23 protein-coding genes are annotated in these 25,006 nt (G+C 63.6%); 10 read left to right on the top strand and 13 right to left on the bottom strand.

Annotated features, from left to right (window positions below; translation table 11 throughout):
* The first annotated feature begins 10 nt into the window (after positions 1-10).
* The 5 genes from PCLY_RS12595 (at position 11) to PCLY_RS12575 (ending at position 3,583) form a co-directional block, all read left to right on the top strand.
* Positions 11-484 carry a hypothetical protein gene (locus tag PCLY_RS12595; RefSeq protein ID WP_061239840.1) on the top strand — a complete coding sequence of 158 codons (474 nt, stop codon included), beginning with the start codon at positions 11-13 and terminating at the stop codon, positions 482-484.
* Positions 485-547: 63 nt separating this feature from the next.
* Positions 548-994 carry an HIT family protein gene (locus PCLY_RS12590; RefSeq protein WP_061239837.1) on the top strand — a complete coding sequence of 149 codons (447 nt, stop codon included), beginning with the start codon at positions 548-550 and terminating at the stop codon, positions 992-994.
* Between the two features lie 4 nt (positions 995-998).
* Positions 999-1,772, top strand: a complete 774-nt coding sequence (locus PCLY_RS12585) for a class II glutamine amidotransferase (protein ID WP_061239834.1) — start codon at positions 999-1,001, stop codon at positions 1,770-1,772.
* 3 nt (positions 1,773-1,775) lie between these two features.
* Positions 1,776-2,300: a DUF2937 family protein gene (locus tag PCLY_RS12580; RefSeq protein ID WP_061239831.1), complete on the top strand. Its 525-nt coding sequence runs from the start codon at positions 1,776-1,778 to the stop codon at positions 2,298-2,300.
* Between the two features lie 215 nt (positions 2,301-2,515).
* A complete protein-coding gene (locus tag PCLY_RS12575; RefSeq protein ID WP_061239828.1) occupies positions 2,516-3,583 on the top strand; it encodes a DUF2167 domain-containing protein in 1,068 nt (355 codons plus the stop codon).
* Positions 3,584-3,703: 120 nt separating this feature from the next.
* On the opposite strand, the gene PCLY_RS12570 is transcribed toward PCLY_RS12575, so the two are convergent.
* Positions 3,704-4,882, bottom strand: a complete 1,179-nt coding sequence (locus PCLY_RS12570) for a vWA domain-containing protein (protein ID WP_061239826.1) — start codon at positions 4,880-4,882, stop codon at positions 3,704-3,706.
* Between the two features lie 176 nt (positions 4,883-5,058).
* Positions 5,059-5,904, bottom strand: a complete 846-nt coding sequence (locus tag PCLY_RS12565) for an AAA family ATPase (RefSeq protein WP_061239823.1) — start codon at positions 5,902-5,904, stop codon at positions 5,059-5,061.
* Positions 5,905-6,108: 204 nt separating this feature from the next.
* On the opposite strand from PCLY_RS12565, the gene cysK reads away from it, so the two are divergent.
* On the top strand, positions 6,109-7,080 hold the full coding sequence (gene cysK / locus PCLY_RS12560) for a cysteine synthase A (protein ID WP_061239819.1): 972 nt from the start codon (positions 6,109-6,111) through the stop codon (positions 7,078-7,080).
* Between the two features lie 105 nt (positions 7,081-7,185).
* On the opposite strand, the gene PCLY_RS12555 is transcribed toward cysK, so the two are convergent.
* Positions 7,186-8,076 carry a DMT family transporter gene (locus tag PCLY_RS12555; RefSeq protein WP_061239816.1) on the bottom strand — a complete coding sequence of 297 codons (891 nt, stop codon included), beginning with the start codon at positions 8,074-8,076 and terminating at the stop codon, positions 7,186-7,188.
* Positions 8,077-8,280: 204 nt separating this feature from the next.
* On the opposite strand from PCLY_RS12555, the gene aceK reads away from it, so the two are divergent.
* Positions 8,281-9,999 (top strand): bifunctional isocitrate dehydrogenase kinase/phosphatase, encoded by a 1,719-nt coding sequence (gene aceK / locus PCLY_RS12550; protein WP_061239813.1) that lies wholly within the window; start codon positions 8,281-8,283, stop codon positions 9,997-9,999.
* Between the two features lie 87 nt (positions 10,000-10,086).
* Positions 10,087-10,218 (top strand): PA1414 family protein, encoded by a 132-nt coding sequence (locus tag PCLY_RS25310; protein ID WP_269451536.1) that lies wholly within the window; start codon positions 10,087-10,089, stop codon positions 10,216-10,218.
* Positions 10,219-10,224: 6 nt separating this feature from the next.
* On the opposite strand, the gene PCLY_RS12545 is transcribed toward PCLY_RS25310, so the two are convergent.
* The 10 genes from PCLY_RS12545 to PCLY_RS12500 all read right to left on the bottom strand — a co-directional run bounded on the left by PCLY_RS12545 (position 10,225) and on the right by PCLY_RS12500 (position 21,996).
* Positions 10,225-10,956, bottom strand: coding sequence for an MBL fold metallo-hydrolase (locus PCLY_RS12545; protein ID WP_061239811.1), 732 nt, complete (start codon positions 10,954-10,956; stop codon positions 10,225-10,227).
* 90 nt (positions 10,957-11,046) lie between these two features.
* Positions 11,047-12,387, bottom strand: a complete 1,341-nt coding sequence (locus tag PCLY_RS12540) for a purine-cytosine permease family protein (RefSeq protein ID WP_061239808.1) — start codon at positions 12,385-12,387, stop codon at positions 11,047-11,049.
* Positions 12,388-12,670: 283 nt separating this feature from the next.
* On the bottom strand, positions 12,671-14,272 hold the full coding sequence (locus PCLY_RS12535) for a 5-guanidino-2-oxopentanoate decarboxylase (protein ID WP_061239805.1): 1,602 nt from the start codon (positions 14,270-14,272) through the stop codon (positions 12,671-12,673).
* 21 nt (positions 14,273-14,293) lie between these two features.
* Positions 14,294-15,700, bottom strand: a complete 1,407-nt coding sequence (locus PCLY_RS12530; protein WP_061239802.1) for a YjiH family protein — start codon at positions 15,698-15,700, stop codon at positions 14,294-14,296.
* A gap of 76 nt (positions 15,701-15,776) precedes the next feature.
* Entirely contained in the window at positions 15,777-16,736 is a 960-nt protein-coding gene (gene speB / locus PCLY_RS12525; protein ID WP_061239799.1) for an agmatinase, read from the bottom strand.
* A 146-nt stretch (positions 16,737-16,882) separates the two neighbouring features.
* On the bottom strand, positions 16,883-17,605 hold the full coding sequence (locus PCLY_RS12520; RefSeq protein WP_061239796.1) for a class II aldolase/adducin family protein: 723 nt from the start codon (positions 17,603-17,605) through the stop codon (positions 16,883-16,885).
* On the bottom strand, positions 17,602-19,116 hold the full coding sequence (locus tag PCLY_RS12515; RefSeq protein WP_061239795.1) for an amino acid ABC transporter permease/ATP-binding protein: 1,515 nt from the start codon (positions 19,114-19,116) through the stop codon (positions 17,602-17,604). Before PCLY_RS12515 ends, PCLY_RS12520 begins: the two co-directional genes overlap by 4 nt.
* A gap of 125 nt (positions 19,117-19,241) precedes the next feature.
* Positions 19,242-20,048 carry an ABC transporter substrate-binding protein gene (locus PCLY_RS12510; RefSeq protein WP_061239791.1) on the bottom strand — a complete coding sequence of 269 codons (807 nt, stop codon included), beginning with the start codon at positions 20,046-20,048 and terminating at the stop codon, positions 19,242-19,244.
* Positions 20,049-20,103: 55 nt separating this feature from the next.
* Positions 20,104-21,144 carry an isopenicillin N synthase family dioxygenase gene (locus PCLY_RS12505; protein ID WP_061239788.1) on the bottom strand — a complete coding sequence of 347 codons (1,041 nt, stop codon included), beginning with the start codon at positions 21,142-21,144 and terminating at the stop codon, positions 20,104-20,106.
* A 9-nt stretch (positions 21,145-21,153) separates the two neighbouring features.
* Entirely contained in the window at positions 21,154-21,996 is an 843-nt protein-coding gene (locus PCLY_RS12500; RefSeq protein WP_061239784.1) for a sugar phosphate isomerase/epimerase family protein, read from the bottom strand.
* Positions 21,997-22,414: 418 nt separating this feature from the next.
* Here PCLY_RS12500 and PCLY_RS12495 point away from each other — a divergent pair, with 418 nt between their 5' ends.
* Both PCLY_RS12495 and PCLY_RS12490 read left to right on the top strand, forming a co-directional pair.
* Positions 22,415-23,308, top strand: a complete 894-nt coding sequence (locus PCLY_RS12495; protein ID WP_061239781.1) for a LysR family transcriptional regulator — start codon at positions 22,415-22,417, stop codon at positions 23,306-23,308.
* 117 nt (positions 23,309-23,425) lie between these two features.
* Positions 23,426-24,991 carry a PAS domain-containing methyl-accepting chemotaxis protein gene (locus tag PCLY_RS12490; protein WP_061239777.1) on the top strand — a complete coding sequence of 522 codons (1,566 nt, stop codon included), beginning with the start codon at positions 23,426-23,428 and terminating at the stop codon, positions 24,989-24,991.
* The last annotated feature ends 15 nt before the right edge of the window (positions 24,992-25,006 follow it).

Genomic DNA, 25,006 nt, shown 5'->3' with positions numbered 1-25,006 from the left:
GCGCCTGCTTATGATGAATGAAAACGACTACCTCCTGGCCTGGGCGGCCTACGGGATTGCTGCCCTGGGTTGCCTGTTGGTGTGGATGCGCCTGACCAGCTGGATGTGGCGCTACCTGCGCGAGCCGCTCGCCGTGCTGGTGGCCGTGCTGCTGTTCAGCCCGACCATCGTCGATCCGACGCGCGAGCTGTTCGCGCCGGCGCTGGCGATCACTGCCATGGACGTATTGCTCAAGGTCGGCAACAACGCCTGGCGCGCGGTCGCCGATCTGGCGCTCTACAGCCTGATCGCGCTGGCCGTCTATCTGCTGTTCGTCGCCGTGCGCTGGCCCATCGAGCGTTGGTGGAAGGGCCGCAAGCAGGAGCACGCAGTCGAGCCCGACGAAGACCCGCGCACGCTGCGCGAGCGTATGGAAGAAGACGACGAACTGCCGATCCGCGACTACGGGCATGATCGCAGCGGCCGTATGGAGCCGCGTATCTGATTTGCCCCCTTGCGCCTGCTAGCCCGTGCGTTCAGCATGATGGCCTTGTGCAAGGGAGGCTCGATGGATTGCGTGTTCTGTGCCATTGCCGAGCAACGGCTACCCGCTCATCGCCTGTTCGAGGACGATGATTTCATCGTGCTGCTGGATATCTTTCCGATGCGTCCGGCCCATGTGTTGATCGTCAGCCGCCTGCATGCGCCATTTCTGCATGATTTGCCGGCTTCGGCGCGTGAGCACCTGCTGTCACTGTCCGAGCGTATCGCTGCAGCGCTGCGCGAGGCGGGCTTTGGTAAGAACGGCATCAACCTGCTGATCAACGATGGTCCGGATGCCAATCAGCACCTGCCTCATTTTCATCTACACCTGATTCCGCGCCGGCCGGGTGACCTGCCGGCGCTGCTCTGGCGATTGCTGGTGCGTTTTCTGCCAATGGGCCGCAAGCGAATCGACGCGCGTCTGCAAGATGAAGCCGATCGTTTGCGCCTGACTCTCGGCAAGGAGAATTGATTCGATGTGCGAATTGCTCGGCATGAGCGCCAATGTACCCACAGACATCGTGTTCAGTTTCACCGGACTGATGCAGCGCGGTGGCCGTACCGGTCCGCATCGCGATGGCTGGGGCATCGGTTTCTATGAGGGGCGCGGCCTGCGTCTGTTCCAGGACCCGCGGGCGAGCAGCGAATCCGAGGTGGCGCAGCTGGTACAGCGCTACCCGATCAAGAGCGAAGTGGTGATCGGTCATATCCGTCAGGCCAACGTCGGCAAGGTCTGTCTGGCCAACACTCATCCGTTCAGCCGCGAGCTGTGGGGGCGTAACTGGTGCTTCGCACATAACGGCCAGCTGACCGGCCTGGAAGGCTCCCGCAGCTTCTATCGGCCGATAGGCGAGACCGACAGCGAGGCGGCGTTCTGCGACCTGCTCAACCGCGTGCGCCGTGCCTTCCCCGAGCCGGTATCGGTGGAAATGCTTCTGCCGGTGCTGGTGGCGGCCTGTTCCAGCTATCGTCAGCTCGGTGTGTTCAACTGCCTGCTCAGCGACGGCGACTGGCTGTTCAGCTTCTGCTCGACCAAGCTGGCGCATATCACCCGGCGCGCGCCGTTCGGCCCCGCGCAACTACGCGATGCCGACCTGAAGGTGGATTTCCAGTCAGAAACCACGCCCAACGACGTGGTGACGGTGATCGCTACCGAACCTTTGACCGATAACGAACAATGGGCGCTGTACCAGCCCGGCGAATGGCGCCTGTGGCGCCGCGGCGAATGCATCACTCACGGCAAGGCCTGACCCATGCTTAGAAGCTACCTGCGTCTGACACTGTTCGCTTTCGGCCTGTTGCTCGGCGTACAGGTGCCGGGTTTCATCGATGACTACGCCAAGCGCGTCGAGGCTCATCGCCTGGAGTCGCAGCAGAGTCTCAAGGGTTTTCAGGAAACCGCACAGAAGTTCTTCAAGGGCGATATGGACGCGCTGGTGGCGCACTACCGTGTCAGCGACGACCCGGTGATGCGCAGCGATGCCGCGAGCGTCGGGCACCTGGTGCAGCGCTCGGCCTTGCTCGAACGCGAATGGCAGGCCATGCAGGGACCCTGGTACACCCAAGCCTGGCACCTGGCGACCGCAGCGGATCATGAGCTGTTCGAGGAAACCCTGCAGGCTTACCGATACCAGGTGCTGTTCACCCCGGATGCAATTCTCTGGGGCGTGATCAGCGCCTTGCTGTTGGCCTGGTTGGCTGAGCTGCTGGTGCTCATGTTCGGCTTGATGTTCGGGGCAGGGCGGACCACGCGTGCCCAGCAACGCCACTGGCGCTGAATAGAATGACCGTCGGTTTTGCGTAAGCCGAGGTGGCCGCACGGATGGGCAGGCCACAAAAAAACGCCGGGAGCGTTTTTTCGCGCGGGCCCGAAGGGTGGCCGCCAGGGATGGCAGGCCACAAAAAAGAGCACTGGTTCGCCTGGGTACGAGGCCGCTCGTGATAATGTAATACGGCGTTACATTTATCCCTCTCTCGTGTCATTGGAGTTTCCATGTCGATCAAGGATTCGATCCTGGCAGCCGCGCTGGCTGCTGTCCTGCCATTCACCTGTGCTGCATACGCCAACCCCGAGACCGAGCCTGACAGCGCTGCGGTCAGCGAGGAAGTCAGCGAGAGCGACGAGTCGGCGCAGTACATAAGCCCTGAAGAATTCGTTGCCAGCCTGCAGTTCCAGAGCGGCCGCGTGGTCCTGGGTAATGATCTGGCCACCCTCAATCTGCCCGATTCGCTGGTCTTTCTCGACGGTGAGAATGCCCAGCGCCTGCTGGTCGACGGCTGGGGCAACCCGCCGGATGACGTTCCTCCGCTGGGCATGATCCTGCCCGCCGGCGTATCGCCGCTGGCCGACGAATCCTGGGGTGTGACCGTCGAGTATGAAGACAGCGGCTACGTGTCCGATGAGGACGCGGCCGACATCGACTACAGCGACATGCTCAAGGACATGCAGTCCGATATGCGCGAGGCCAACACCTGGCGTGAAGAGAACGGCTACGAGGCCGTGCAACTGGTCGGCTGGGCTGCCGAGCCGCATTACGATGCGCAAGGCAAGAAACTGTACTGGGCCAAGGAGCTGAAGTTCGGCGACAGCGAGGCCAACACCCTGAACTACAACATCCGCGTGCTGGGCCGTAAGGGCGTGCTGGTGCTGAACTTCGTCGCCAATATGGATCAACTGGCAGAAATCGAAGCCAACGTGCCGGCCGTGCTGGCAGCGACCGAGTTCAACCCGGGCCAGCGCTATGCCGAGTTCAACCCGGATCTGGACACCGTGGCGGCCTACGGCCTGGGCGCGCTGGTGGCCGGCAAGGTGGCCGCCAAGACCGGTCTGCTGGCCATGCTGCTGGTGCTGTTGAAGAAGTTCTGGATCGTTCCGGTGTTGCTGTTCGGCTGGCTGGGCAAGCGCCTGGGCCTGCGTAAGAAGGAAGACGTGAGCGAACAAGCCAGTGCTCCGGCCGCGCCTGTAGCAGCGGCTGCCGAGAGCAAGCCGGAAGAACCGGTGCAGACGCCTGCGCAGACCGTGATGGATCTGAACAAGCCGGACGACGCCGACAAGCGTTGAGTTTGTACGCGTAGCCCGGATGCAATCCGGGGGAAACTCGAGATTTCCCGGATTGCATCCGGGCTACAGAAACGCCGCGAATCCTCTGCAGGGTTCGCGGCGTTTTTCGTGGCGGCGGGCTTACTTGGACAGGTACTTCATGCCGTCTTCCAGGCCCTGCAGGGTCAGCGGGTACATGCGATCTTCGATCAGTTCGCGTACCAGGCCGGTGGAGGCGGTGTAGTTCCAGGTGTCCTTGGGGTAGGGGTTGATCCAGATGATCTTCTTGAACTTCTCGGTGAAGCGCTTCATCCAGACGTAACCGGCTTCCTCGTTCCAGTGCTCGACGCTGCCGCCGGCCTGGGTGATCTCGTAGGGCGCCATGGCCGCGTCGCCGACGAACACCACCTTGTAGTCGGCGCCGTACTTGTGCAGCAGGTCCAGGGTCGAGGTGCGTTCGCTGGTGCGGCGCATGTTGTTCTTCCACACGCTCTCGTAGATGAAGTTGTGGAAGTAGAAGTATTCCAGATGCTTGAACTCGGTCTTGCAGGCCGAGAACAGCTCCTCGCAGACCTTGACGTGGGCGTCCATCGAGCCGCCGATGTCCAGCAGCAGCAGGAGCTTGACCGTGTTGCGCCGCTCCGGACGCATCTGGATATTGAGCAGTCCGCCGTCTTTGGCGGTGTGGTCGATGGTGCCGTCCAGATCGAGCTCTTCAGCTGCGCCCTGGCGGGCGAATTTGCGCAGGCGGCGCAGCGCCACCTTGATGTTGCGCGTGCCCAGTTCGACCTGATCGTCGAGGTTCTTGTACTCGCGCTGATCCCACACCTTGGCGGCCTTGCCCTGGCGCTTGCCGGCATCGCCGACACGGATGCCTTCGGGGTTGTAGCCGCCGGAGCCGAACGGGCTGGTGCCGCCGGTGCCGATCCATTTGTTGCCGCCGGCGTGTTTTTCCTTCTGCTCCTCAAGGCGTTTCTTGAACTCCTCGATCAGCTTGTCGAGGCCGCCCAGGTTCTGGATCTGCGCTTTCTCTTCATCGCTGAGCAGGCGCTCGAATTCCTTGCGCAGCCACTCCTCGGGGATCATCGCCTCGATGTGTTCGTTGAGGTTTTCCAGGCCCTTGAAGTAGGCGCCGAAGGCACGGTCGAACTTGTCGAAGTGACGTTCGTCTTTGACCAGGATCGCGCGCGCCAGGTAATAGAACTCGTCCATGTCGGCGAACACGACGTTGTGCTTGAGCGCGTTGATCAGGTCGAGCAACTCGCGCACCGACACCGGCACCTTGGCCGCGCGCATTTCGTTGAACAGGTTGAGCAGCATGCTATGCCCTCATGAAAGTCTGTGACTGCCTGTGGCCACTGCCCGCACCAGAGCAAGGGCGAGCGAGCTAGAGTCAGGCAAGGCGAGAGCAGGCGAGCAAGCGCAGTGTACTTTTGTACATGAGCATTGCGAGCCTGCTCTCAACGCCGCCTGGCCGACGCGCAGCCGCCCGATGTCTACCGAGAGGCGCGGCGGGTCATGAAGGCCAGGCGCTCGAGCAACTGCACATCCTGCTCGTTCTTCACCAGAGCACCGGCCAGCGGCGGGATGGCCTTGGTCGGGTCGCGTTCGCGCAGCACGGCTTCGCCGATATTGTCGGCCATCAGCAGCTTGAGCCAGTCCACCAGTTCGCTGGTCGAGGGCTTCTTCTTCAGGCCCGGCACCTTGCGCACGTCGAAGAACACGTCCAACGCCTCGGCCACCAGCTCGCCGCTGATGTTGGGGTAGTGCACGTCGACGATCTTCTTCAGGGTGTCGCGATCGGGGAAGGCGATGTAGTGGAAGAAGCAGCGGCGCAGGAAGGCGTCCGGCAGTTCTTTCTCGTTGTTCGAGGTGATGATGATGATCGGGCGCTGCTTGGCCTTGATCGTCTCATCGGTCTCGTAAACGTAGAACTCCATCTTGTCGAGTTCCTGCAACAGGTCGTTGGGGAATTCGATGTCGGCCTTGTCGATCTCGTCGATCAAGAGGATCACGCGCTCGTCGGACTCGAACGCCTCCCACAGCTTGCCTTTCTTGATGTAGTTGCGAACGTCGTGAACCTTGTCGGAATCGAGCTGCGAGTCGCGCAGGCGGCTGACCGCATCGTACTCGTAGAGGCCCTGGTGCGCCTTGGTGGTGGATTTGATGTGCCAGGTGATCAGCTTGGCGCCGAAGGCCTCAGACAGTTGCTCGGCGAGCATGGTCTTGCCGGTGCCCGGCTCACCCTTGACCAGCAACGGGCGCTGCAGGGTGATGGCGGCGTTGACCGCGAGCTTGAGGTCGTCGGTGGCGACGTAGGACTGGGTACCTTCGAACTTCATCGGAAAATCCTCGGAGCGATAGCGCGGGCCGGCCCGCTGCACAAATTCAGAGCGCGACTATAACGCGCCGCTCAGGTGGCTGTGAACGCAGACACGGTATTCAGTCACTGAATGGCGTGTCACCCAGCTTTCGGTCTGCCGGCTGGACGGCCAGCGGGCGGCGGCATAGGCTTGGGGTTTTTCCTGCCCGCAAGGACTTCCATCATGAGTCGTATCTTCGCAGACAACGCCCAGGCCATCGGCAATACGCCGCTGGTGATGATCAACCGTCTGGGCCCGAAAGGCGTGACCATCCTGGCCAAGATCGAAGGGCGTAACCCGGCGTATTCGGTCAAATGCCGCATCGGCGCCAACATGATCTGGGATGCCGAGGAGCGCGGTATGCTCAAGCCGGGCATGACCATCGTCGAGCCGACCTCCGGCAACACCGGCATCGGCCTGGCCTTCGTCGCCGCTGCGCGTGGCTACAAGCTGGTGCTGACCATGCCGGCTTCCATGAGCCTGGAGCGACGCAAGGTGCTCAAGGCCCTCGGCGCCGAACTGGTGCTGACCGAGCCGGCCAAGGGCATGAAGGGCGCGATCGAGAAAGCCAATGAGCTGGTCGCCGCCAACCCGGACTACTACCTGCCGCAGCAGTTCGAGAACCCGGCCAACCCGGCCATCCATGAAAAGACCACCGGCCCGGAAATCTGGCGCGACACTGACGGCGCCATCGACGTGCTGGTCGCCGGTGTCGGTACAGGCGGCACCATCACTGGTATCTCGCGCTACATCAAACAGACCCAGGGCAAGCCGATCCTCTCGGTTGCGGTGGAGCCGGTGGGCTCGCCGGTGATCAGCCAGACCCTGGCCGGTGACGAGGTCAAACCGGCGCCGCACAAGATCCAGGGCATTGGCGCCGGTTTCGTGCCGAAGAACCTCGACCTGGCGATGGTCGATCAGGTCGAACTGGTCAATGATGACGATGCCAAGTCCATGGCTCTGCGCCTGATGCGCGAGGAAGGCATCCTCTGCGGGATTTCCTGTGGTGCGGCGATGATGGCGGCGGTGCGTCTGGCGGAGAAGCCGGAAATGCAGGGCAAGACCATCGTGGTGATCCTGCCGGATTCTGGTGAGCGCTACCTGTCGAGCATGCTGTTCAGCGATATGTTCACCGAACAGGAGCTGCAGCAGTAAGGCGGTTACAGGCGTAGGGTGGATGTTGCTTTTCACATCCACCGCTTTGGTGGATCGATAACGCGCGATCCACCCTACGTCCCTGTCTCCCGGAGTACACCCGGGCTACGTTCTGTTCACGCTTGGCCTGACTACCAGCCACAGCGCCAGGGCGATCAGCACGCAGCCGGGCAGGTAGTCCCAGCTCAGCGGCTCGTCCAGCAGCAGCGCGCCCCAAAGCACGCCGAACGGCGGGATGAGGAAGGTGGTGGTGCTGGCCTTGATCGGCCCGATATCGGCCAGCAGACGAAAGTACAGCACGTAGGCGAACGCCGTGCAGACCAGGCCGAGACCCGCCAGAGACAGCCACACTTCGATACCGCCCCAGCTTGCTGGTGGTTGCAGCACCAGGCTGCCGGCAAATAGCGGCAGCAGGAACAGGCTGGCACCCGCCAGGCTGGCGAAGGCGGTCAGGCGGTTGTCCAGGCCACCCTGCTGGCCGATCCAGCGCCGGGTGAGAAAGCCGGCGAAGCCGTAGCAGGTGGTGGCCACCAGGCAGGCACCCGCGCCGAGCAGCAGTTGCATGTCGAAGGCCACCGGGCCGGTGCGGGTCAGCACAGCCACCCCGAGCAAACCCAGGAACACGCCCGCCGCCTTGCTTGGGGTGATGCCCTCATGAAAAAACAGCGCACCGATCAAAACGCCCATCAACGGCGTGGTGGCGTTGAAGATTGCCGAATAACCGGCCGGCAGGATCAACGCCGCCAGGCAGTACATGGCCGAGGGCAGACCGGCATTGATCACGCCCAAGCCCATGCAGATACGCAGTTTGCCGCGAAAGTCCCAATCGCAGCGCAGCAGCAAAAGCAGCGCGAGCAAGCCCAGCACGCCGAAGCTGGCGCGGAAGAAGGCGGTCGGCATGCTGCCCAGCACGGGCGCGGCAACGCGCATGAACAGGAAGCTGGCGCCCCAGATGGCGGCAAGCAGTAGCAGGCGGAGCAGGTCGGCGGTGCGCAAGGTGAAACATCCGGCAGGGTGGGGCGCAGAGTGTTGCCGCTCGATGGGGTTCTGGCAATCCGCATTGCGCTTTTGAATGTCTGCGCAGGGCGTTGCCGCAGGAGCGCGTGGTAGGGGCTTTAGCCGCGACTGGCGAACCCCGGTTGCATCCAGACCTGCGTTGTCGGCTAAGCTCGGCTGATCATGGCGGACGAGGCATGGGTAATGGGACAGCACTGGCCGGCTGGCAAGATCGCTCAGCTAATCCTCGAGGGCTTCGATGACTACCGCGAGCACTTTCGCCAGATCACCGATGGCGCCCGCGTGCGCTTCGAGCAGGCGCAATGGCAGGAGGCGCAGCAGGCCTCGGCGGCGCGCATCAACCTGTACGAGGAACAGGTCGCGCAAACCCGCGAGCGCCTGCTGCAGGGCTTCGATGCTTTGTTGCTGGACGTGGGGCAGTGGCCGCTGGTCAAAAGTGCCTACATCGCTCTGATCGACCTGCGTTTCGACGACGAGCTGGCGGAAACCTGGTTCAACTCGATCTTCTGCAGCCTGTTCAGCCACGACCAGATCAGCGATGGCTGCATGTTCATCCACACCACGCGACCGTCCTTGCGCAACCAGCCCGGCGCGGCGCAAACGCGCAGCTATCGCCCGGCCGCAGAGTTGCACTCGGCACTGCAGGCGATCTTCGACGACTACCGTTTCGACGCATCCTACGAGGATCTGCCGCGTGACCTGCAGCGTCTCGAAGAGCAGTTGCGTGCCAGCCTGCCGGACTGGGTGTGCAAGGATCCGCAGCTGTGCATCGAACTCTTCTCCTCGGTGCTGTATCGCAACAAGGGCGCCTACCTGATCGGGCGTATCTACAACCGCGAGGAGCAATGGCCGCTGGCGATTCCGCTGCTGCACCGTGAAGGGCAGGGCATCCAGGCCGACGCGGCGATTACCGACGAGGCGGAGGTGTCGATCATCTTCTCCTTCACCCGCAGCTATTTCATGGTGGACGTGGCCATCCCGGCCGAGTTCATCGGATTTCTCAAGCGCATCCTGCCGGGCAAGCACATCGCCGAGCTGTACACCTCGATCGGTTTCTACAAGCACGGCAAGAGCGAGTTCTACCGCTCGCTGATCGGCCACCTGGCCAGCACCGACGATCGCTTCATCATGGCGCCGGGTGTGCGCGGCATGGTCATGAGCGTGTTCACCCTGCCGGGTTTCAACACCGTGTTCAAGATTATCAAGGACCGTTTCGCCCACGCCAAGACGGTGGATCGCAACACGGTGATCGAGAAGTACCGGCTGGTGAAAAGCGTCGACCGCGTAGGGCGCATGGCCGATACCCAGGAGTTCGCCGATTTCCGCTTCCCCAAGGCCAAGTTCGAGCCCGAGTGCCTGGCCGAACTGCTGGAGGTGGCGCCCTCGACCGTGGTGGTGGAGGGCGACACCGTGCTGGTGCGCCATTGCTGGACCGAGCGGCGCATGACGCCACTCAACCTCTATCTGGAAAGTGCCAACGAGGCGCAGGTGCATGAGGCGCTGGATGACTACGGCCTGGCCATCAAGCAACTGGCCGCGGCCAATATCTTCCCCGGGGACATGCTGCTGAAAAACTTCGGCGTTACCCGCCATGGCCGCGTGGTGTTCTACGACTACGACGAGATCTGCTTTCTCACCGAGGTGAATTTCCGGCGCATCCCGCCGCCGCGTTTCCCCGAGGACGAGATGAGCGCCGAACCCTGGTACTCGGTCGCGCCCAATGACGTATTCCCCGAGGAGTTCCCGCCGTTCTTGTTCGCCGATATCAAGCAGCGCCGGCTGTTCAGCCAGCTGCACGGCAACCTCTATGACGCCGACTACTGGAAACAGTTGCAGGAGGCGATCCGCGCAGGCAAGGTGATCGACGTGTTCCCCTATCGGCGCAAGAGTCCGGTAATTTGACGGCGCCCGGTTGAAATTCGTTTTGCCCGGCCTAATCTGATAGGTGAGCCACTGGCTTTTCCCTTTACTTGGCAGGAGGTCGTACCCATGCTCGCCAAGCTGCAAGAACAACTGCAAGCCGTGCTGCAGGCCCTTGGCCTGGTCCCGCAACCTCAGCCAATTCGTATCAGCGAGGCCGAGCAGCAACGCCTGCGCCGCGAAGCGCGTCAGCGTCGCTGAAACTCATCAGGTGAGCCGATGGGCGTCGAACCAGGCGTCTATCAGCTCGCGCATCCGCTCTCCCGAGAAACTCGCGAAATGCCCGCCGTGCACGCTGCGTACGGGCAGTTCGCGCAGGCGCGCCAGGCTTAGCGCGTAATCCTCAACATTCGAATGGTAGGCGTCCTCGATCAGCGGCCCGTCGTAGAGGATGTCGCCGGAAAACAGCGTCTGCGTACTCGCTTCCCACAGGCTGATGCCACCCGGTGAATGACCGGGCGTGTGCAGCACCTGCAATACCCGATTACCCAGATCCAGTACGTCACCATCCTCGATCAGGCGCGTGGCCGGTGCCGCTCTTACGCGATATTCGGCGTAGCACAGCGGGCAATCCGGGTGCGCCTCGAACATGTCGTCGCCGACGAAATCAGTGGCCAGGGTGTTGGCACCGTCCGGCGCGGCGAGGATATCGGCCTCGGCCGGGTGCACCAGGCGCTCGTCGAATTCGTGATGGCCGGCGATATGGTCGAAGTGGCAGTGGCTGGCCACCGCCAGCAGCGGCCTGTCGGTCAGCCAGGGCAGTTGCTCGCGCAGGCTGACCAGCCCGGAGCCTGAGTCGATCAGCACGTCATGCTCGCGCCCCTGCACATGCCACATGTTGCAGCGATAGAAGGGACGCACGTAGGGTTCGTGGATCAGGCAGATGCCGTCGTGGCGGTGCTCGACCTCGAACCAGCGGTCTCGGCTGACGATTTTCATGACAGGAACTCACCTCATTGGCGGGTGTACGCGCCCCACAGGTTCGTGTGGCGGGTAGGGCGGGTACAACCCGCGACAATGGTCGTCACGCTACGCCAGCTGCGCCCGTGGCACCAGCACCCAGCGGCGTAGTACCGCATAGCTGGCTGCGGTGATCAGAAATACTGGCAGCGAGGCGCCCCAGGTCAGCGGCGAGACCCAGCCCCAGTAGTAAGCCAGCACGGCGCCCAGGCCGTAGGCGATGAAAGCGGCCGGGTTGAAACCATTCAGGTAACGGTAACGACCACCATCCTCGCTGAGCAGTTCGTCCACCGCGTACTGGCCCTTGTGAATCAGGAAATAGTCGGCGATCAGCACGGCGAAGGCCGGGATGAACACGCTGCCGATCACCAGTAGAAAACTCTGGAAATTGTCGAGGATGCCGGGGATCTGCGAGCCGAGGATCGACAGCACGCCGATGCACAGGGCGGGCTTCCAGAACGGGGTCTTCGGGCTGATGTTGAGGTACGACAGCGAAGCGCTGTACACGCACATGACGTTGGTGGTCATCACCGAGAGGAACACCACGATGGCCGCCGGCAGACCGAAGCCGAAGCCCGCCAGCAGCACGGCCGGGTCGTAGGTCTGCTCCATGCCGGTCAGTACCGAGAAGCCCGAAACCGTGGCGCCCAGACCCATGGCCAAAAGAGTGGCGGCGACATAGCCAATCCAGGTGCCGACCCCCGCGACGCCCTGGCTGCGGCAGTTGCGGTTGTAGTCGGCGGCCAGTGGAATCCAGGAGAAGGCGGTGGCGATGACGATATCGAAGGCGATGCCGGGGGTGATCTGGTTGCGTGGTTCGGTGGGCATGGCCAACAGACTGGCGAATTCGAACTTCTGCCCCATCACGTAGAACACCGCGCCGGCCAGCAGGAGCATGCCGATGGCCGCCCAGCGCTCGACCTTCTCGATGCCCAGATGGCCGCGCAGGGCGATCAGCAGCACCAGGGATTCGCAGAGGATGGTGAACAGCGGCAGGTTGGAGTACCCGGTCAGGTGCTCTACTGCGTAGTTCAGGCTCATGCCGGCCAGCAGCGCCTGGATCCAGCTCCAGGCCAGCAATGTCAGTAGGTTGACCAGCGACGGCAGCTTGGCGCCGCGCGAGCCGTAGCTGCCGCGTGCCAGCACCATGGTGGTGAGGCCGCTGCGCTGGCCCATCAGGCCGACCAGCACCAGCGGCAAGATGCCGATGCCCGAACCGATCAGCACGATGAGCATGGCCTGGGTGAATTTCAGATCCGGCACCAGCAGCATGCCGGTAAGGATGGTGGTGACCACCACGTTGGCGCCCAGCCACAGGGCGATGGTGCCACCGAGGCCGAGGCTGCGATGGGCCTTGTCGGTTGGGGCCAGGCCGTCCTGACCGAAATGCTGGCTGAGATTCTTGAACATGGAACGACTCCCCGATGCTTGATTATTGGTATTGGTGGGCGGCAGTCAGTGGTACAGCTGAATCTTGTGGTTATGCCCGTGGCCCGGATGCAATCCGGGGCGGGGATGTCGCGGCTAAAGCCCCTCCCACAGGGATACCCAGCTTTCTGTAGGAGCGGCTTTAGCCGCGATCAATTGCGATCAATTGCGATCGATGTAGCCGGGTAGGGTGGATGGGTGAAGCGTCATCCACCCCGCGAAGCCTCAGGCCTTGCGAATAGACACGGGATCTACGGGTATCGGGTCATGGATGAAAGGGCGCGGCCTCCTGCACTTCGATGATCAACGGGCGGTCTGCGGGCGCGCTGCGCAGCAGCTCGGCCAGGTGCGCATGGTCGCGCGCGCGCTCGGCGGCGCAGCCAAAGCCACGGGCTATGGCGATGAGGTCCGGCGTGTAGATGTCCACGGCAATCGGGGTGATATCGCGGCGCTGCATGTAGCGCTTGATCTCGCCGTAACCGGCGTTGTTCCACAGCAGGACGATGATGCCGACCCTGGCTTCTACCGCGCTGGCCAATTCGGGCAGGGTGAACTGGATACCGCCATCGCCCATCAGGCTGATCACCGGTCGCGCAGGCTCGGCCAGCTTGGCGCCGATGGCTGCCGGCAAGCCGTAGCCGAGTGTGCCGTAGCCGGTGGAGGCGTTGAACCAGCGCCGCTCGCCATCCAGTTCCACCAGGTGATTGCCGCTGTAAACGGTCTGCGTCGAGTCGCCGACGAAGCGGGCATCGGGCAGGACATCGAGGATGCAGTCGAACAACTGCTGGTAGTGCGCCCAATCGCTGAAATCGTCGCTCAGGCGTTTCTGCACGGCAGCCGTACGCTGGGCACCGGGGCTGTTCCCGCTCGCCTGGCGGGGATCGAACTCGGCCAACAACATGCGCATGGCCAGGCGCGCATCGCCCTGGATCGCCAGGTGAGGGTTGAAGTTGCGCTGCAGCTGCTGACCGTCGATATCGATGCGGATCAGCCGGCCAGGCAGGCGAAAGTCGCCGTCGAACACTACGTCGTAGTCGGTTTCCCCCAGCTCGGTGCCGATGGCCAGCACCACGTCGGCCTCCAGCGCCAGGTCGCGCACCGGGCGCAGCGACTGGTTGCTGCCCAGCAGCAGCGGATGCCCCGGCGGTAGCAGGCCCTTGGCGTTGATGGTCAGCGCGGTCGGTGCATCCAGCACGGCAGCCAGGGCGCGCGCCTCGACTTCGGTGCCGACGCAGCCGCCACCGATTAGCAGCAGCGGGCGTTCGGCCTGCTTGAGCAGCCCGGCAGCTTCGCGGATCAAGGTACGGTTCGGCGCTGGGCGGCGTACCGTCGGGCGTGGTGCCAGGGACATGTGCGAAGCGTCGGCGGTGATGATGTCCAGCGGCAGTTCGATGTGCACCGGCCGTGGTCGCTCGCCCTCGAACACGGTGAAAGCGCGAGACAGCACCGCGGGCAGCTCCTCGACGCTCATCAGGGTATGACTGAGGGCGGTGACGCCGGCGGTCATCGCCCGCTGGTTGGGCAGTTCGTGCAGGTAGCCCTTGCCCAGGCCCAGACGATCACGCTCGTTGACGCTGGAGATCACCAGCATCGGGATCGAGTCGGCATAGGCCTGGCCCATGGCGGTGAGGATATTGGTCATCCCCGGCCCGGTGATGATGAAGCACACACCGGGCTTGCCGCTCACTCGCGCGTAGCCGTCGGCCATGAAACCGGCGCCCTGTTCGTGGCGCGGGGTGATATGACGGATGCCACTCCCTGGCAGGCCGCGATAGAGCTCGACGGTGTGCACGCCGGGGATGCCGAACACGGTGTCGACGCCCCAGGCTTCGAGTTGTTTGACGAGAAATTCGCCGCAGGTGGTCATGGTCAGGTCCTTGTGTCGACGTCAGCCAACGATCCAGTGCGCCATCAGCGCGATGATCGGCAGGGTGATCAGGGTGCGGATGATGAAGATGACGAACAGCTCCAGCAGGTTCAACGGCAGCTTGGCCTTGAGAATCAGCACGCCCACTTCGGACATGTAGATCAGCTGGGTCAGCGACACGCAGGCCACCACGAAGCGGGTCAGCTCACTCTCGATGCTCTTGCCCAGTACCGCCGGCAGGAACATGTCGGCGAAACCCACCAGCATCGCTGGCGCCGCCTTGGCGGCTTCAGGCAGTTGCAGGGCTTCGAGCAGGGGCACCAGGGGGTAGGACAGCCAGTTGAAGATTGGCGTGAACTCGGCGATGGCCAGGGAAACGGTGCCGATGGCCATCACCAGCGGCAGCAGGCCGAGCCAGATGTCGACCACGTTGTGCACGCCGATCTTCACCATCTGCGCCGGCGACGGGTTGGCATTGGCACGCTGCACCGCCTGAGTCAGGCCCCAGCGCAGCAGCGAGGTGCCGGCCGGCACGTCTTCCTGAATCTGCTTGCCGACACCGGCGACGTACTCGTCCTTCTTCCACGACAGCGGCGGAATGCGCGGGGTGATGATGGCGGCGGCGAGGCCGGCGACCACCACGGTCAGGTAGAACGGCACGAACAGGTGGTCGAGCTTCATGAAGCTGGTGATCAGCAGGCTGAAGGCAATCGAGGCGATGGAGAAGTTGGTGGCGATCACCGCTGCTTCGCGGGCGCTGTAGAAGCCCTTCTGATACTGCTGGGCGGTGATCAGCACACCGACGGTGCCGGAGCCGAGCCAGCTGGCGATGGCGTCGATGGCCGAGCGTCCCGGCAGGCCGAAGATCTTGCGGAACACGTTGCGCACCAGGGTGCCGCAGAACTCCATCAGGCCGTAGTCGGTGAGCAGTGGCAGGATCAGGCCGGCGACCAGGAAGAAGGTGATCAGGACCGGCGCCAGGTCTTTCAGTACCACGCCGCCGGTATTGGCGCTCCAGACCCACTCAGGGCCGAACTGCCAGAAGGTCATCGCTGCGAACAGCGCGCCGACCACACGCAGGCCGAGCCATAGCGGGTGAAGGTTGAACAGGTCGTCGAGCGCGCGGCGTTCGGTAACCCAGCGTGGCTTGAGCAGGCTAGCGAATACGCCCAGCACTGCCGAGAGGATCAGCAGCGCTGTGGCGATGGCGGGCAGGTGGTCGCTGGTGGCGGCCTTGAGCGCATCGGCCATGACGCCGAGGCCGATGGTCACCTTCTCCTCATAGACGATGGGGGTGAGAAACAGCAGCACGCCGAGCAGGGAAGGGATCAGGAAGATCAGAAACTGGCGCAGGTCGTAGGGCCGCGTGGCCGGGGCGTTGGCTGGTGGCTGCTTGTCCAGTGTCGTGGCAGCGTCTTCTCGATTCATCAGGGCACCCTAATTGTTGTTGTATGGATGTTTCGGGTGTCTTCGAGGACACCCGAACGGGTTGGCAAACCTTGGGTCAGCGGTGCTGAACCCCCGGCAGCACGCAGAGCATTTCGTACAGCAGGTTGGCGCCGAGCAGCGAGGTGTTGCCGGTGGTGTCGTAGGGCGGTGAGACCTCGACCAGGTCGCCGCCGATCAGATCCAGGCCCGCGCAACCGCGGATGATCTCCATGGCCTGGATGGTGGTCAGCCCGCCGATTTCCGGGGTGCCGGTACCGGGCGCCCAGGCCGGGTCGATGCCGTCGATATCGAAGGACAGGTACACCGGGCCGCCACCGACCTGCTCGCGCACCTCGGCCATCAGCGGTGCCAGCGACTGGTGCCAGCACTCTTCGGCCTGGACCACGCGAAAGCCCTGTTTGCGGCTCCAGTTGAAGTCCTCGGCGGTGTAGCCCTGGGCACGCAGGCCGATCTGCACCACACGCTCGCTGTCGAGCAGGCCTTCCTCCTGGGCGCGGCGGAAGGTGGTGCCGTGGGCGATCTTCTCGCCGAACATGTGATCGTTCACATCAGCATGGGCATCGATGTGCACCAGTCCGATCTTGCCGTGTTTCTTGTGCAGCGCACGCAGGATCGGCAGGGTAATGGTGTGGTCGCCGCCCAGGGTCAGCGGCTTGATGCCGAGTTCGGCGATCTCGTCGTAGGCCTCTTCGATGATGCGCACGGCGTCGAGCAGGTTGAAGGTGTTGATCGCCACGTCGCCGATGTCGGCCACGTTCAGCGAGTCGAACGGCGCGGCGCCGGTGGCCATGTTGTAGGGGCGGATCATTACCGACTGGGCGCGAATCTCGCGCGGGCCGAAGCGGGTGCCGGAGCGCAGCGAAGTGCCGATGTCCAGCGGCACGCCGACGAAGGCGACGTCGAGCTGGCGCTTTTCCTCGGGGCTCTGGATATGCGGCAGGCGCATCATGGTGGCGATGCCGCCGAAGCGCGGCATCTCATTGCCGCCCAGGGGCTGGTGGAAGGTCTTGTCCATGGCTAGGCCTCAGGCTCGTTCTGGTTGTGGTCGGAGTCTTGACCGGCCAGGCGCTGGGAAAAATCGGCTGGGGCAAAAACTTACTTCAGGATTGTTTGAAGTAAGGCTGTAAGCCCCGGTTCATAAGGGTTGGCAGGGTGTGCTCATCAGTCGCGGTAGCTGGGGTCGAGGCGATCGAGCTTGCGCAACCAGGCCTGCCACAGCAGCTGGCGCTGCCATTCGGCGCCCTGTAACTGCTCGCAGGCGTGCTGCGCCAGGTGCGTGGGAATCTCGCTGCACGGCTGGCCAGCGCCGGTGGCGGCAAGCTGGATCTCGCAGGCGCGGTTCAGGTAATGCATGACGTAGAAGGCATCGGCGACGCTGGTGCCGACGCTGAGCAGGCCATGGTGGCGCAGCAGCAGGGCGATGTTGTCGCCCAGCGAGGCCTGGATGCGCGTGCGTTCGTCCAGGTCCAGCGCCACGCCTTCATAGGCGTGGTAGCCCAGGCGTCCGTGGAACTCGGTGCTGATCTGGTTGAGCTGCAGCAGGCCGGAATCCTGCGCGGCCACCGCCATGCCCGCCAGGGTATGGGTGTGGATCACGCAGTGGGCATCGTCGCGCGCCATGTGCACGGCGCTGTGGATGGTGAAGCCGGCGACGTTGTAGTCGGCGTGGCCCTCGACCACCTGACCGTGCATGTCCACCACGATCAGATCGCTGGCGCGAATCTCCTCGAAGAACAGGCCGAACGGGTTGATCAGAAAGCGCGGCTCGCCGTCGCCCGGCAGGCGCACGGAAAAGTGCGTGTAGAGGGTGTCGTCCCAGCCGAACAGGGCCGCCAGGCGATAGGCCGCGGCCAGGTCGCGGCGCAGGGTGGCGATGTCGTTCATGCGTTCTCCAGGCCTATGAAGCGGCGTACGCGTTGGTGGTCGCCGCTGCGGATGGCCTCGGGCGCGGCGTCGAGCTGAACCTGGCCGTTTTCCATGAACAGCACGCGGTCGGAAATCGACAGGGCGAAGTCCATCTCGTGGGTGACGATCAGCATGGTCATGCCTTCGCGGGCCAGATCGCGGATCACCGCGAGCACGTCGCCCACCAGCTCCGGGTCGAGCGCCGAGGTGGGCTCGTCGAACAGCATGATCTCCGGCTTCATAGCCAGGGCGCGGGCGATGGCTACACGCTGCTGCTGGCCGCCAGAGAGCTGGTGCGGATATTTGTCGGCATGGGCCAGCAGGCCGACCTTGTCGAGCAGCGCCAGGGCCTGGCGACGCAGTTCGGCGGTATCGCCCAGGCCGTGGTAGCGCGGCGCGAGCAGCACGTTGTCGACGATGGTGCGATGGGGGAACAGGTTGAAGCTCTGGAACACCATGCCGATGCGCCGCACGCCTTCGCGCTGGCGGCGGTTCTCGGGGCGGTCGCCGGCCAGGATAAAGCTTTCGCCGAACAGCACGATCTCGCCTTCGTCGATGCTTTCCAGGCCGTTGACCGTGCGAATCAGCGAGGTCTTGCCGGAGCCGGACGGGCCGATGATGGCGATCACTTCGCCAGGCTGCACGCTGAGGTCGATACCCTTGAGTACGTGGTGGTTGCCATAGTGCTTGTGGATGTTGCTCAGGTGCAGCGCCGCCGGGGTGCCGGGCTGACGAGCCTGGCGGCTGCCGGCGCTCACCTCTGGCAGGCTGCTGCGCAGCTCGGTCACCTGGGCGTCAGCGAGGGTGTCGGGTTTGCGCCGGGCCAGGTCGAGATGGCGTTCCAGATACTGCAGGCCCCAGCCGAACAGGCTGACGATCAGCACGTAGTACACGGCCACGGCGCCGAGGGTTTCCAGCACCAGGAAGTTCTGCGCATAGAGGCGCTGGCCGACCAGCAGCAGCTCGCTGAGGGAGATCACCGAGACCAGCGAGGTCAGCTTGACGATGGTGACGTACTCGTTGGTCAGGGTTGGCAGGGCGATGCGAAAGGCCTGCGGCACCACGATCAGCCGCTGTGCGCCGAGTCGGCCGATGCCCAGCGCACGGGCAGCCTCGCGCTGCCCCTTGGCTACAGAAAGCAGGCCGCCGCGGTGAATCTCCGCCATGTACGCCGCTTCGGTCAGCACCAGGGCGAACAGGCCGGCGTAGAACGGATTGGACAGCACCTTGCCACTGGCCGGGACCAGCTGCGGCAGGTTGTAGACGAAGATCAGCAGTACCAGCAGCGGCACGCTGCGAAAGAACCAGACGTAGGTTGCTGCCGGCGCGCTGAGCCAGCGGCTGCTGGCCTGCTTGGCGCTGGCCAAACCGAAGCCCAGCACCAGGCCGAGCAACCAGGCCAGGCTGCTGAGTTTTACCACCGTCCAGCACGCGGCCCAGAAGGCCGGCATGGAAAACAGGGAGAAGAAATAGCTCCATTCGAACGGCATATGGGGCACCTGCGACTCAAACCGAAAAAAGGCCACTGGCCGGAGCGAGCGCCGGTCAGCGGGGTGAAGCGTTCATGTCATGCAGCGCCCGTGGGTGAGCCATATGGCTCATCCACGGGTTGGTTTCACGCTTCTTCCAGGTTGTATTTCTTCAGCAGCTCGCTGTACTCGCCGCTGGCCTTGAATTCGTCCAGCGCGGCTTTCAGGGCGTCGAGCAACTGTTTGTTGCCCTTTTTCACGTAGATGCCCAGCACCTGCGGGTAGATCGAGCCCTTGGAGCTGATGGCGATGCGGCCCCGGGATTTTTCGACGATCAGCAGCGAGGCAGCGTCTATCTCCAGGTGCGCCTGGATATGGCCGGAGAGCAGCGCCTGGGAGGTTTCCGAGGTGGTTGGGTACTGGTTGATGGTGATGGCGCCGGCGCCCTGTTCCTTGCAGTAGCCGTCGGAAACCTTCTGCAGCGCCGGAATCCACGAGGTGCCCTGTTGCAGGCCGACGGTCAGGCCGCATAGCTCTTCGGGCGTCGCCGGTTTCTTCTCGGCGTCGCTGCGCACCATGATCGCTGCGCCGGTCTTGGCGTAGGGGATGGCGTCGGCCTTCTCCAGGCGCTCGGGGAGGATGTACATGCCGGAGATGATGGTGTCGAAGCGGCCGGCGTCGAGGCCGAGGATCAGGTTGGGAAAGGTGATGTCGCTGAAGCTCGCCTCCAGGCCCAGACGCTTGGCCAGGGCGGCCGACACTTCCGGGTCGAAGCCCTTCACCTGGTCGCCTTCGTAGTATTCGAACGGTGGGTAGGTAATTTCCATGCCCACCTTCAGCTCGCCGCTGGCGATGGTCTTGGGCGTTTCGGCGGCGTGGGCGCTGGTGAACAGGCCAGCGAGGGTGCAGGCCAGAGCCAGGGCGGTGCTGCGCAGCGGGGTAGGGTTTGCCATTGTGCGTATCTCCGGATCAGTTTTTTGTGTTGGCAGAGGGGCTTCTTAGGGAAGGTCACAGCGCGCTCGGCTGGTGCTTCAGGTGGCCGAAGCTGGATGGCGCGCGGGCGCGTTCGGGCAGCTGCAACTGGCCGTCCTCGACGCGCTTCTTCAGGTATTGGTAGGTCTGCAGCGCCTGGCTCCACATGTGCTCGCCGATGCTGATGGCCTCGTAAGCCTGCCCGGCAGCCTCGAACTGCGGCAGCGGGCGGATCTGTGTGTGGTAGTCGCAGGCATAGAAGAAGGGGAAGGAGTAGCGCTCCTGGCTGACCTTGCGCACGCGGTGCGAGGTGGCGACGAAGGTGCCGGCGCTCATCACCTCGAGCATGTCGCCGATATTGACGACGAAAGTGCCCTCGCGCGGCGGTGCATCGATCCACTGGCCGAGGTCGTTCATCACCTCCAGCCCCGGGCGGTCGGCGAGGAGGATGGTGAAGCACTCGTAGTCGGTGTGGGCGCCGATGCCGGGGGCGTCCTGGGCGTCGCCATCGAAGGGGTAGTGGATCAGGCGCAGCTTCGAGGGCGGGAAGTTGGCCATCTCGTCGAAGGTGTTTTCCGGCACGCCGAGGGCCAGGGCGAAGCCGCGAAACAGCGTGCGGCCAAGCTGGAAGATGCGCGCGTAGTAGGCCTGCACCGCCTCCTTGAAATTGGGCAGGGTTGGCCAGTCGTTGGGCCCCAGCAGCGGCGTGCCGGCCAGCACCAGCGGGTTGTCGGCGGGGACTTCGAAGCCGATGTCGAAAGCTTCCTTGTGGTCCGGCTTGCCGGTGCCGTAACGCTCCTCGCCCTCGGGCACGAAGCCCTTGTGGCTGGCCGAGGCGCCGATGTAATGGCGCATCTTGGCGTCCAGCGGCTGGGCGAAGTAGTCCTCGGCGGCGCGGTGCAGGCCATCGATCAGCGCCTGCTCGATGCCATGACCGCGGATGTACAGAAAGCCGACCTCACGGGCGGCGCGACCCAGTTCCTCGGCCACGGCCAGACGTGCGGCCGGGTCGCTGCTGAACAGGCCGGCGATGTCGACCACGGGGATTTCGGTGAAATGCTTGGCGTTGCTGTTCATCACGGCTCCTCAGCGACTGGTGAAACGGTGGAAGTGCTGGCGCTCGCAGCGCGCCATCCACTGGTTGAGCTGCCACAGGTCGGCCACCGGCACGTCGGTGAAGGGCAGGTGATGCAGGTAGCCGTCGGGGCCGAATTCGGGGGTCAGGGTGGTGCTCTGCAGGCCGCGTTTTTCCTGGCTGCTCCAGATGCTTTCCCAATGCCGCTGATGGAAGGCCAGCACCTCGGCGTACTCCGGTGCGCCGGGGTGCGGCACTTGCGGACCCTGGTCGTAGCCGACGCGGGCCTGGATGTGGTCGACCCGCTCGATAAACGCGGAAAGGTCGTCGGCGGGGTCGTCGAGCAGGCGCTCGCAGGTCACCAGCCAGTGGCTGATGTCACTGGTGAAGCGCATCTCGGGCACTTGGCGGATCACGTCGAGGGTGACCCAGGGGCTGTACAGCGAGCGGCCACGGTGAATCTCGAAGCAGACCTTCAGGTCACTGGCATCGGCTAGCTCGACGGCGCGGGCAAAGAAGTCGACCTGCTCGCTCAGTGCCCAGCGATCATTGCCGGGCAGCACGTTGACCAGGCGCGGGCCGAGTTCGGCGGCCCAGTCGAGCTTCATACGAAGGTCTTCGAGGTGCACCTGCGGGCTGTCGCTCTGACGTGGCAGCACTGGCGTGGAGGTGAACAGGGTGGCGATATAGGGGATGTTCTGCTCGCGCAGCAGGCGAGCATTGATGGAGCGTTGCGCGGCGGTCTCGGGAATTCGCGCTTCGAGTCCGTCGAAGCCGGCACCGAGCGCTTCGTCGAACGCTTGCTGCCAACTGCCGCGATAACCCCAGAGGGTGCGGAAGATTTCCAGTCGCATGGCCGTCTCCTGGAGAGGGCGAAGGTCAGCGGCAGATTGGCAAGGGGCGTGGTGTGCCCGGTGGCGTCCGGTTCGAGCCGGCGCCTGGTTATGGCTGCATTGTTGGCTCAGCGTGCGAAGCGGTTAAATCGCATCGAGCAAATACTTAGTTCAGTGATTGCTGAACTATTGGCGTGTAGCCCGGATGCAATCCGGGAAAATCGGCAGGTGAGGCCCAGGATTGCATCCGGGCTACGAAACCAGCGCTGCTGCGCAGAGGCGTGCGCACCGCTAGAAATGGACCACGTAGGAGCGGCTTCAGCCGCGAAAATCGCGGATAAATCCGCTCCTACACAAGCTCGAACGCGGGATTGCCGCAGATGCCGACGGTGCTTGTAAGGCGCTACACTGGCGCCCCGTTTATCCGCTGTGCGTCCTCATGTCCTTCGCCTTGCCTGACCTGAAACTGCTGAAGATCTTCGTTGCCGTGGTGCGCCATCAGGGCTTCGCGGCCGCGCAGCAGGAGCTGAACCTGTCCACCTCGGCGATCAGTACCTACATGAGCCAGCTGGAAGGCCAGCTCGGTATCGTGCTCTGCCATCGCGGCCGCGGTGGTTTCAGCCTGACCAGCAAGGGCGAGTTGTTCCACCAGGAAACCCTGCGCCTGCTCGGTGAGCTGGAAGGCTTCGAGCGCTATTCGGCGGCGCTCAAGGGTGAGCTGCGCGGCACGCTCAACCTCGGCGTGCTGGACTCCACCGTCAGCGATCCGGCCCTGCCGCTGGCCGAGGTGATCGGTGCCTACAGCCAGGAGCATCCTGGCGTGCACCTGCACCTGTCGGTGATGAGCCCTTACGAGCTGCAACTGGCGGTGCTCGACAACCGTCTGGATCTGGCCATTGGCGCCTTCTCCACGCGCATGAACGGCCTGGTCTACCAGCCGCTGTACCGTGAGCAGCACTGGCTGTATTGCAGCGAGCGGCATGCGCTGTTCGAGCAGCGCAGGATTCCCGAGGAGCTGATCACCCAGCAGCGCATGGTCGGGCGTGGTTACTGGAGTCAGGCCGAGCTGGCCCGGCACGGTTTCAAGCACAGTGCCGCCACCGTTGAATCGATGGAGGCGCAGCTGATTCTGGTGTTGTCCGGTGCCTATATCGGCTACCTGCCGGAGCATTACGCGCAGCATTGGGTGGATCAGGGCAAGCTGCGCGTGCTGTTGCCAGCGACCTTCGGTTATCAGGCTCCGTTCTCTCTGATCCTGCGCCGAGGACGAACTCGCGAGCCGCTGATTCAAACCTTTCGCGACCTGCTCAAGGCCCAACTGAATCAGATCTGAAACACTGTCGCCTTAATTATCCGAAAGACGTAGAAGCTACTGGTGGCGCGCTTTTAAGGCTGTGCTAGTACTTACTCATACGTCTGTACCCACTTCAATTCGAACAGGGAAGCCTCGATGCGCCAGAACCTGCCCGTGACTCAACGGGAAAGAACCTTCCCGGCAGATGAACGCCTGATCTCCACCACCGACCTCAACAGCAAGATCACCTACTGCAACGACGCCTTCGTCGAGATCAGCGGCTTCACTCGCGAGGAGCTGATCGGCCAACCTCACAACCTCGTGCGCCACCCGGACATGCCGCCCGCGGTGTTCGGCCATATGTGGGACACCATCAAGCAGGGCAAACCCTGGATGGGCATCGTCAAGAACCGCTCGAAGAATGGCGATTTCTACTGGGTCAGCGCCTACGTGACGCCCGTCTACGAGAACGGCCGGGTGTCGGGCTACGAGTCGGTACGCTCATTGCCAACCGAGGCGCAGAAGCGGCGCGCCGAAGCGCTCTACGCCAGGTTACGCGCGGGAAAATCTCCGGTGCCGAAACTGGAAGACTGGACCTATGATCTGGTGCGCTCCTGGCCGTTGATCATTGCGTCAGTGCTGATCGTTGCGGCGCATTGGCTGTTGTCGGGCTGGCCGCTGATGGCATTCATTCTGGTAACGCTGCTCGCGTTGGGGGTCTACCAGTTGTATCGGTCTAGCCAGGCGATTCAGCAGATACTGGCCGAGCACCCTAAAGCCTTCACCAGTGCTCTGGTGGCGCTGACCTACAGCGACAATCGCGGTGCTCAGGCTCTGCTGGACATGGCGATGATCAGCGAAGAGGCGCGATTGCAGACGGCACTGACGCGCCTTGAGGACGCCGGCGAGAACGTCAAGAAGCGTGCGACACAGGCCGCTGAACTCTCGAGCTCCGGTGCGCAGATGCTCGATCAGCAACGGGCCGAGACCGACCAGTCGGCTACCGCCATCAACGAGATGGCCGCGACCATTCAGGAGGTCACCCATAACGTGCAGAGCACCTCGCATGCCGCTGAAGAGGCGGATCGTCTGGCGCGCGAAGGGCGTGACCTGGCGGTTGGCAGCCTGGAGTCGATGCGGCAGATGGCCAAGGCGGTGAACGACATCGGTCAGGCAGTCAACGAACTGGCCAACTCCACGCAGTCGATCGGCAGCGTCGCCGATGTGATCACCTCGATCGCCGAGCAGACCAACCTGCTGGCGCTCAACGCAGCCATCGAGGCGGCCAGGGCAGGGGAGCAGGGGCGCGGCTTCGCCGTGGTCGCCGATGAAGTGCGTTCGCTGGCGTCACGTACTCGCCAATCTACCGAGCAGATTCACCAGATCATCGCTGACCTGCGTGCCGGGGCTGAGCGTGCCGTGGTGACGGCGGGCCGGGGCGAGGAGATTTCCCGTGGCAGTGTGCAGAGCGTGGAGTCGGTGCGCGATGCGCTCGAAGGCATCAGCTCGGCGGTGACGCGCATCACCGGCATGAGCCAGCAAATGGCTGCGGCCTCCGAAGAGCAGAGCCATGTGGCCGAGGACATCAGTCGGCAGATCACCCGCATCGCCCAGCTCTCCGACCACAGTGCCGGCCAGGCACATCAGGGTGCGGCCATCAGCCGCGAGCTGGAGGAAATGGCCGACTACCTGCACAGCCTGGCGGAGCGATTCAACCGTTGATCCGTCTGCAATCGG

This window comes from Ectopseudomonas composti (assembly GCF_001567565.1).
In the GTDB taxonomy this organism is placed as follows: Bacteria; Pseudomonadota; Gammaproteobacteria; order Pseudomonadales; family Pseudomonadaceae; genus Aquipseudomonas; species Aquipseudomonas composti_A.
Note: the sequence above shows the minus strand (reverse complement) of the source record. Positions and strands in the feature narration are given on the sequence as shown.

Bases quoted from the DNA above. Each gene is read 5' to 3' on its own strand.
- PCLY_RS12580 (WP_061239831.1), top strand. From the start codon at position 1,776: ATGCTTAGAAGCTACCTGCGTCTGACACTGTTCGCTTTCGGCCTGTTG.
- PCLY_RS12495 (WP_061239781.1), top strand. From the start codon at position 22,415: ATGTCCTTCGCCTTGCCTGACCTGAAACTGCTGAAGATCTTCGTTGCC.
- PCLY_RS12540 (WP_061239808.1), bottom strand. From the start codon at position 12,387: ATGTTCAAGAATCTCAGCCAGCATTTCGGTCAGGACGGCCTGGCCCCA.
- PCLY_RS12510 (WP_061239791.1), bottom strand. From the start codon at position 20,048: ATGGCAAACCCTACCCCGCTGCGCAGCACCGCCCTGGCTCTGGCCTGC.
- PCLY_RS12595 (WP_061239840.1), top strand. From the start codon at position 11: ATGATGAATGAAAACGACTACCTCCTGGCCTGGGCGGCCTACGGGATT.
- PCLY_RS12570 (WP_061239826.1), bottom strand. From the start codon at position 4,882: ATGCTGCTCAACCTGTTCAACGAAATGCGCGCGGCCAAGGTGCCGGTG.
- PCLY_RS12585 (WP_061239834.1), top strand. From the start codon at position 999: ATGTGCGAATTGCTCGGCATGAGCGCCAATGTACCCACAGACATCGTG.
- PCLY_RS12505 (WP_061239788.1), bottom strand. From the start codon at position 21,144: ATGAACAGCAACGCCAAGCATTTCACCGAAATCCCCGTGGTCGACATC.
- cysK (WP_061239819.1), top strand. From the start codon at position 6,109: ATGAGTCGTATCTTCGCAGACAACGCCCAGGCCATCGGCAATACGCCG.
- PCLY_RS12490 (WP_061239777.1), top strand. From the start codon at position 23,426: ATGCGCCAGAACCTGCCCGTGACTCAACGGGAAAGAACCTTCCCGGCA.
- PCLY_RS12565 (WP_061239823.1), bottom strand. From the start codon at position 5,904: ATGAAGTTCGAAGGTACCCAGTCCTACGTCGCCACCGACGACCTCAAG.
- aceK (WP_061239813.1), top strand. From the start codon at position 8,281: ATGGGACAGCACTGGCCGGCTGGCAAGATCGCTCAGCTAATCCTCGAG.
- PCLY_RS12520 (WP_061239796.1), bottom strand. From the start codon at position 17,605: ATGAACGACATCGCCACCCTGCGCCGCGACCTGGCCGCGGCCTATCGC.
- PCLY_RS12590 (WP_061239837.1), top strand. From the start codon at position 548: ATGGATTGCGTGTTCTGTGCCATTGCCGAGCAACGGCTACCCGCTCAT.
- speB (WP_061239799.1), bottom strand. From the start codon at position 16,736: ATGGACAAGACCTTCCACCAGCCCCTGGGCGGCAATGAGATGCCGCGC.
- PCLY_RS12535 (WP_061239805.1), bottom strand. From the start codon at position 14,272: ATGACCACCTGCGGCGAATTTCTCGTCAAACAACTCGAAGCCTGGGGC.
- PCLY_RS12500 (WP_061239784.1), bottom strand. From the start codon at position 21,996: ATGCGACTGGAAATCTTCCGCACCCTCTGGGGTTATCGCGGCAGTTGG.
- PCLY_RS12545 (WP_061239811.1), bottom strand. From the start codon at position 10,956: ATGAAAATCGTCAGCCGAGACCGCTGGTTCGAGGTCGAGCACCGCCAC.
- PCLY_RS12575 (WP_061239828.1), top strand. From the start codon at position 2,516: ATGTCGATCAAGGATTCGATCCTGGCAGCCGCGCTGGCTGCTGTCCTG.
- PCLY_RS12515 (WP_061239795.1), bottom strand. From the start codon at position 19,116: ATGCCGTTCGAATGGAGCTATTTCTTCTCCCTGTTTTCCATGCCGGCC.
- PCLY_RS12530 (WP_061239802.1), bottom strand. From the start codon at position 15,700: ATGAATCGAGAAGACGCTGCCACGACACTGGACAAGCAGCCACCAGCC.
- PCLY_RS25310 (WP_269451536.1), top strand. From the start codon at position 10,087: ATGCTCGCCAAGCTGCAAGAACAACTGCAAGCCGTGCTGCAGGCCCTT.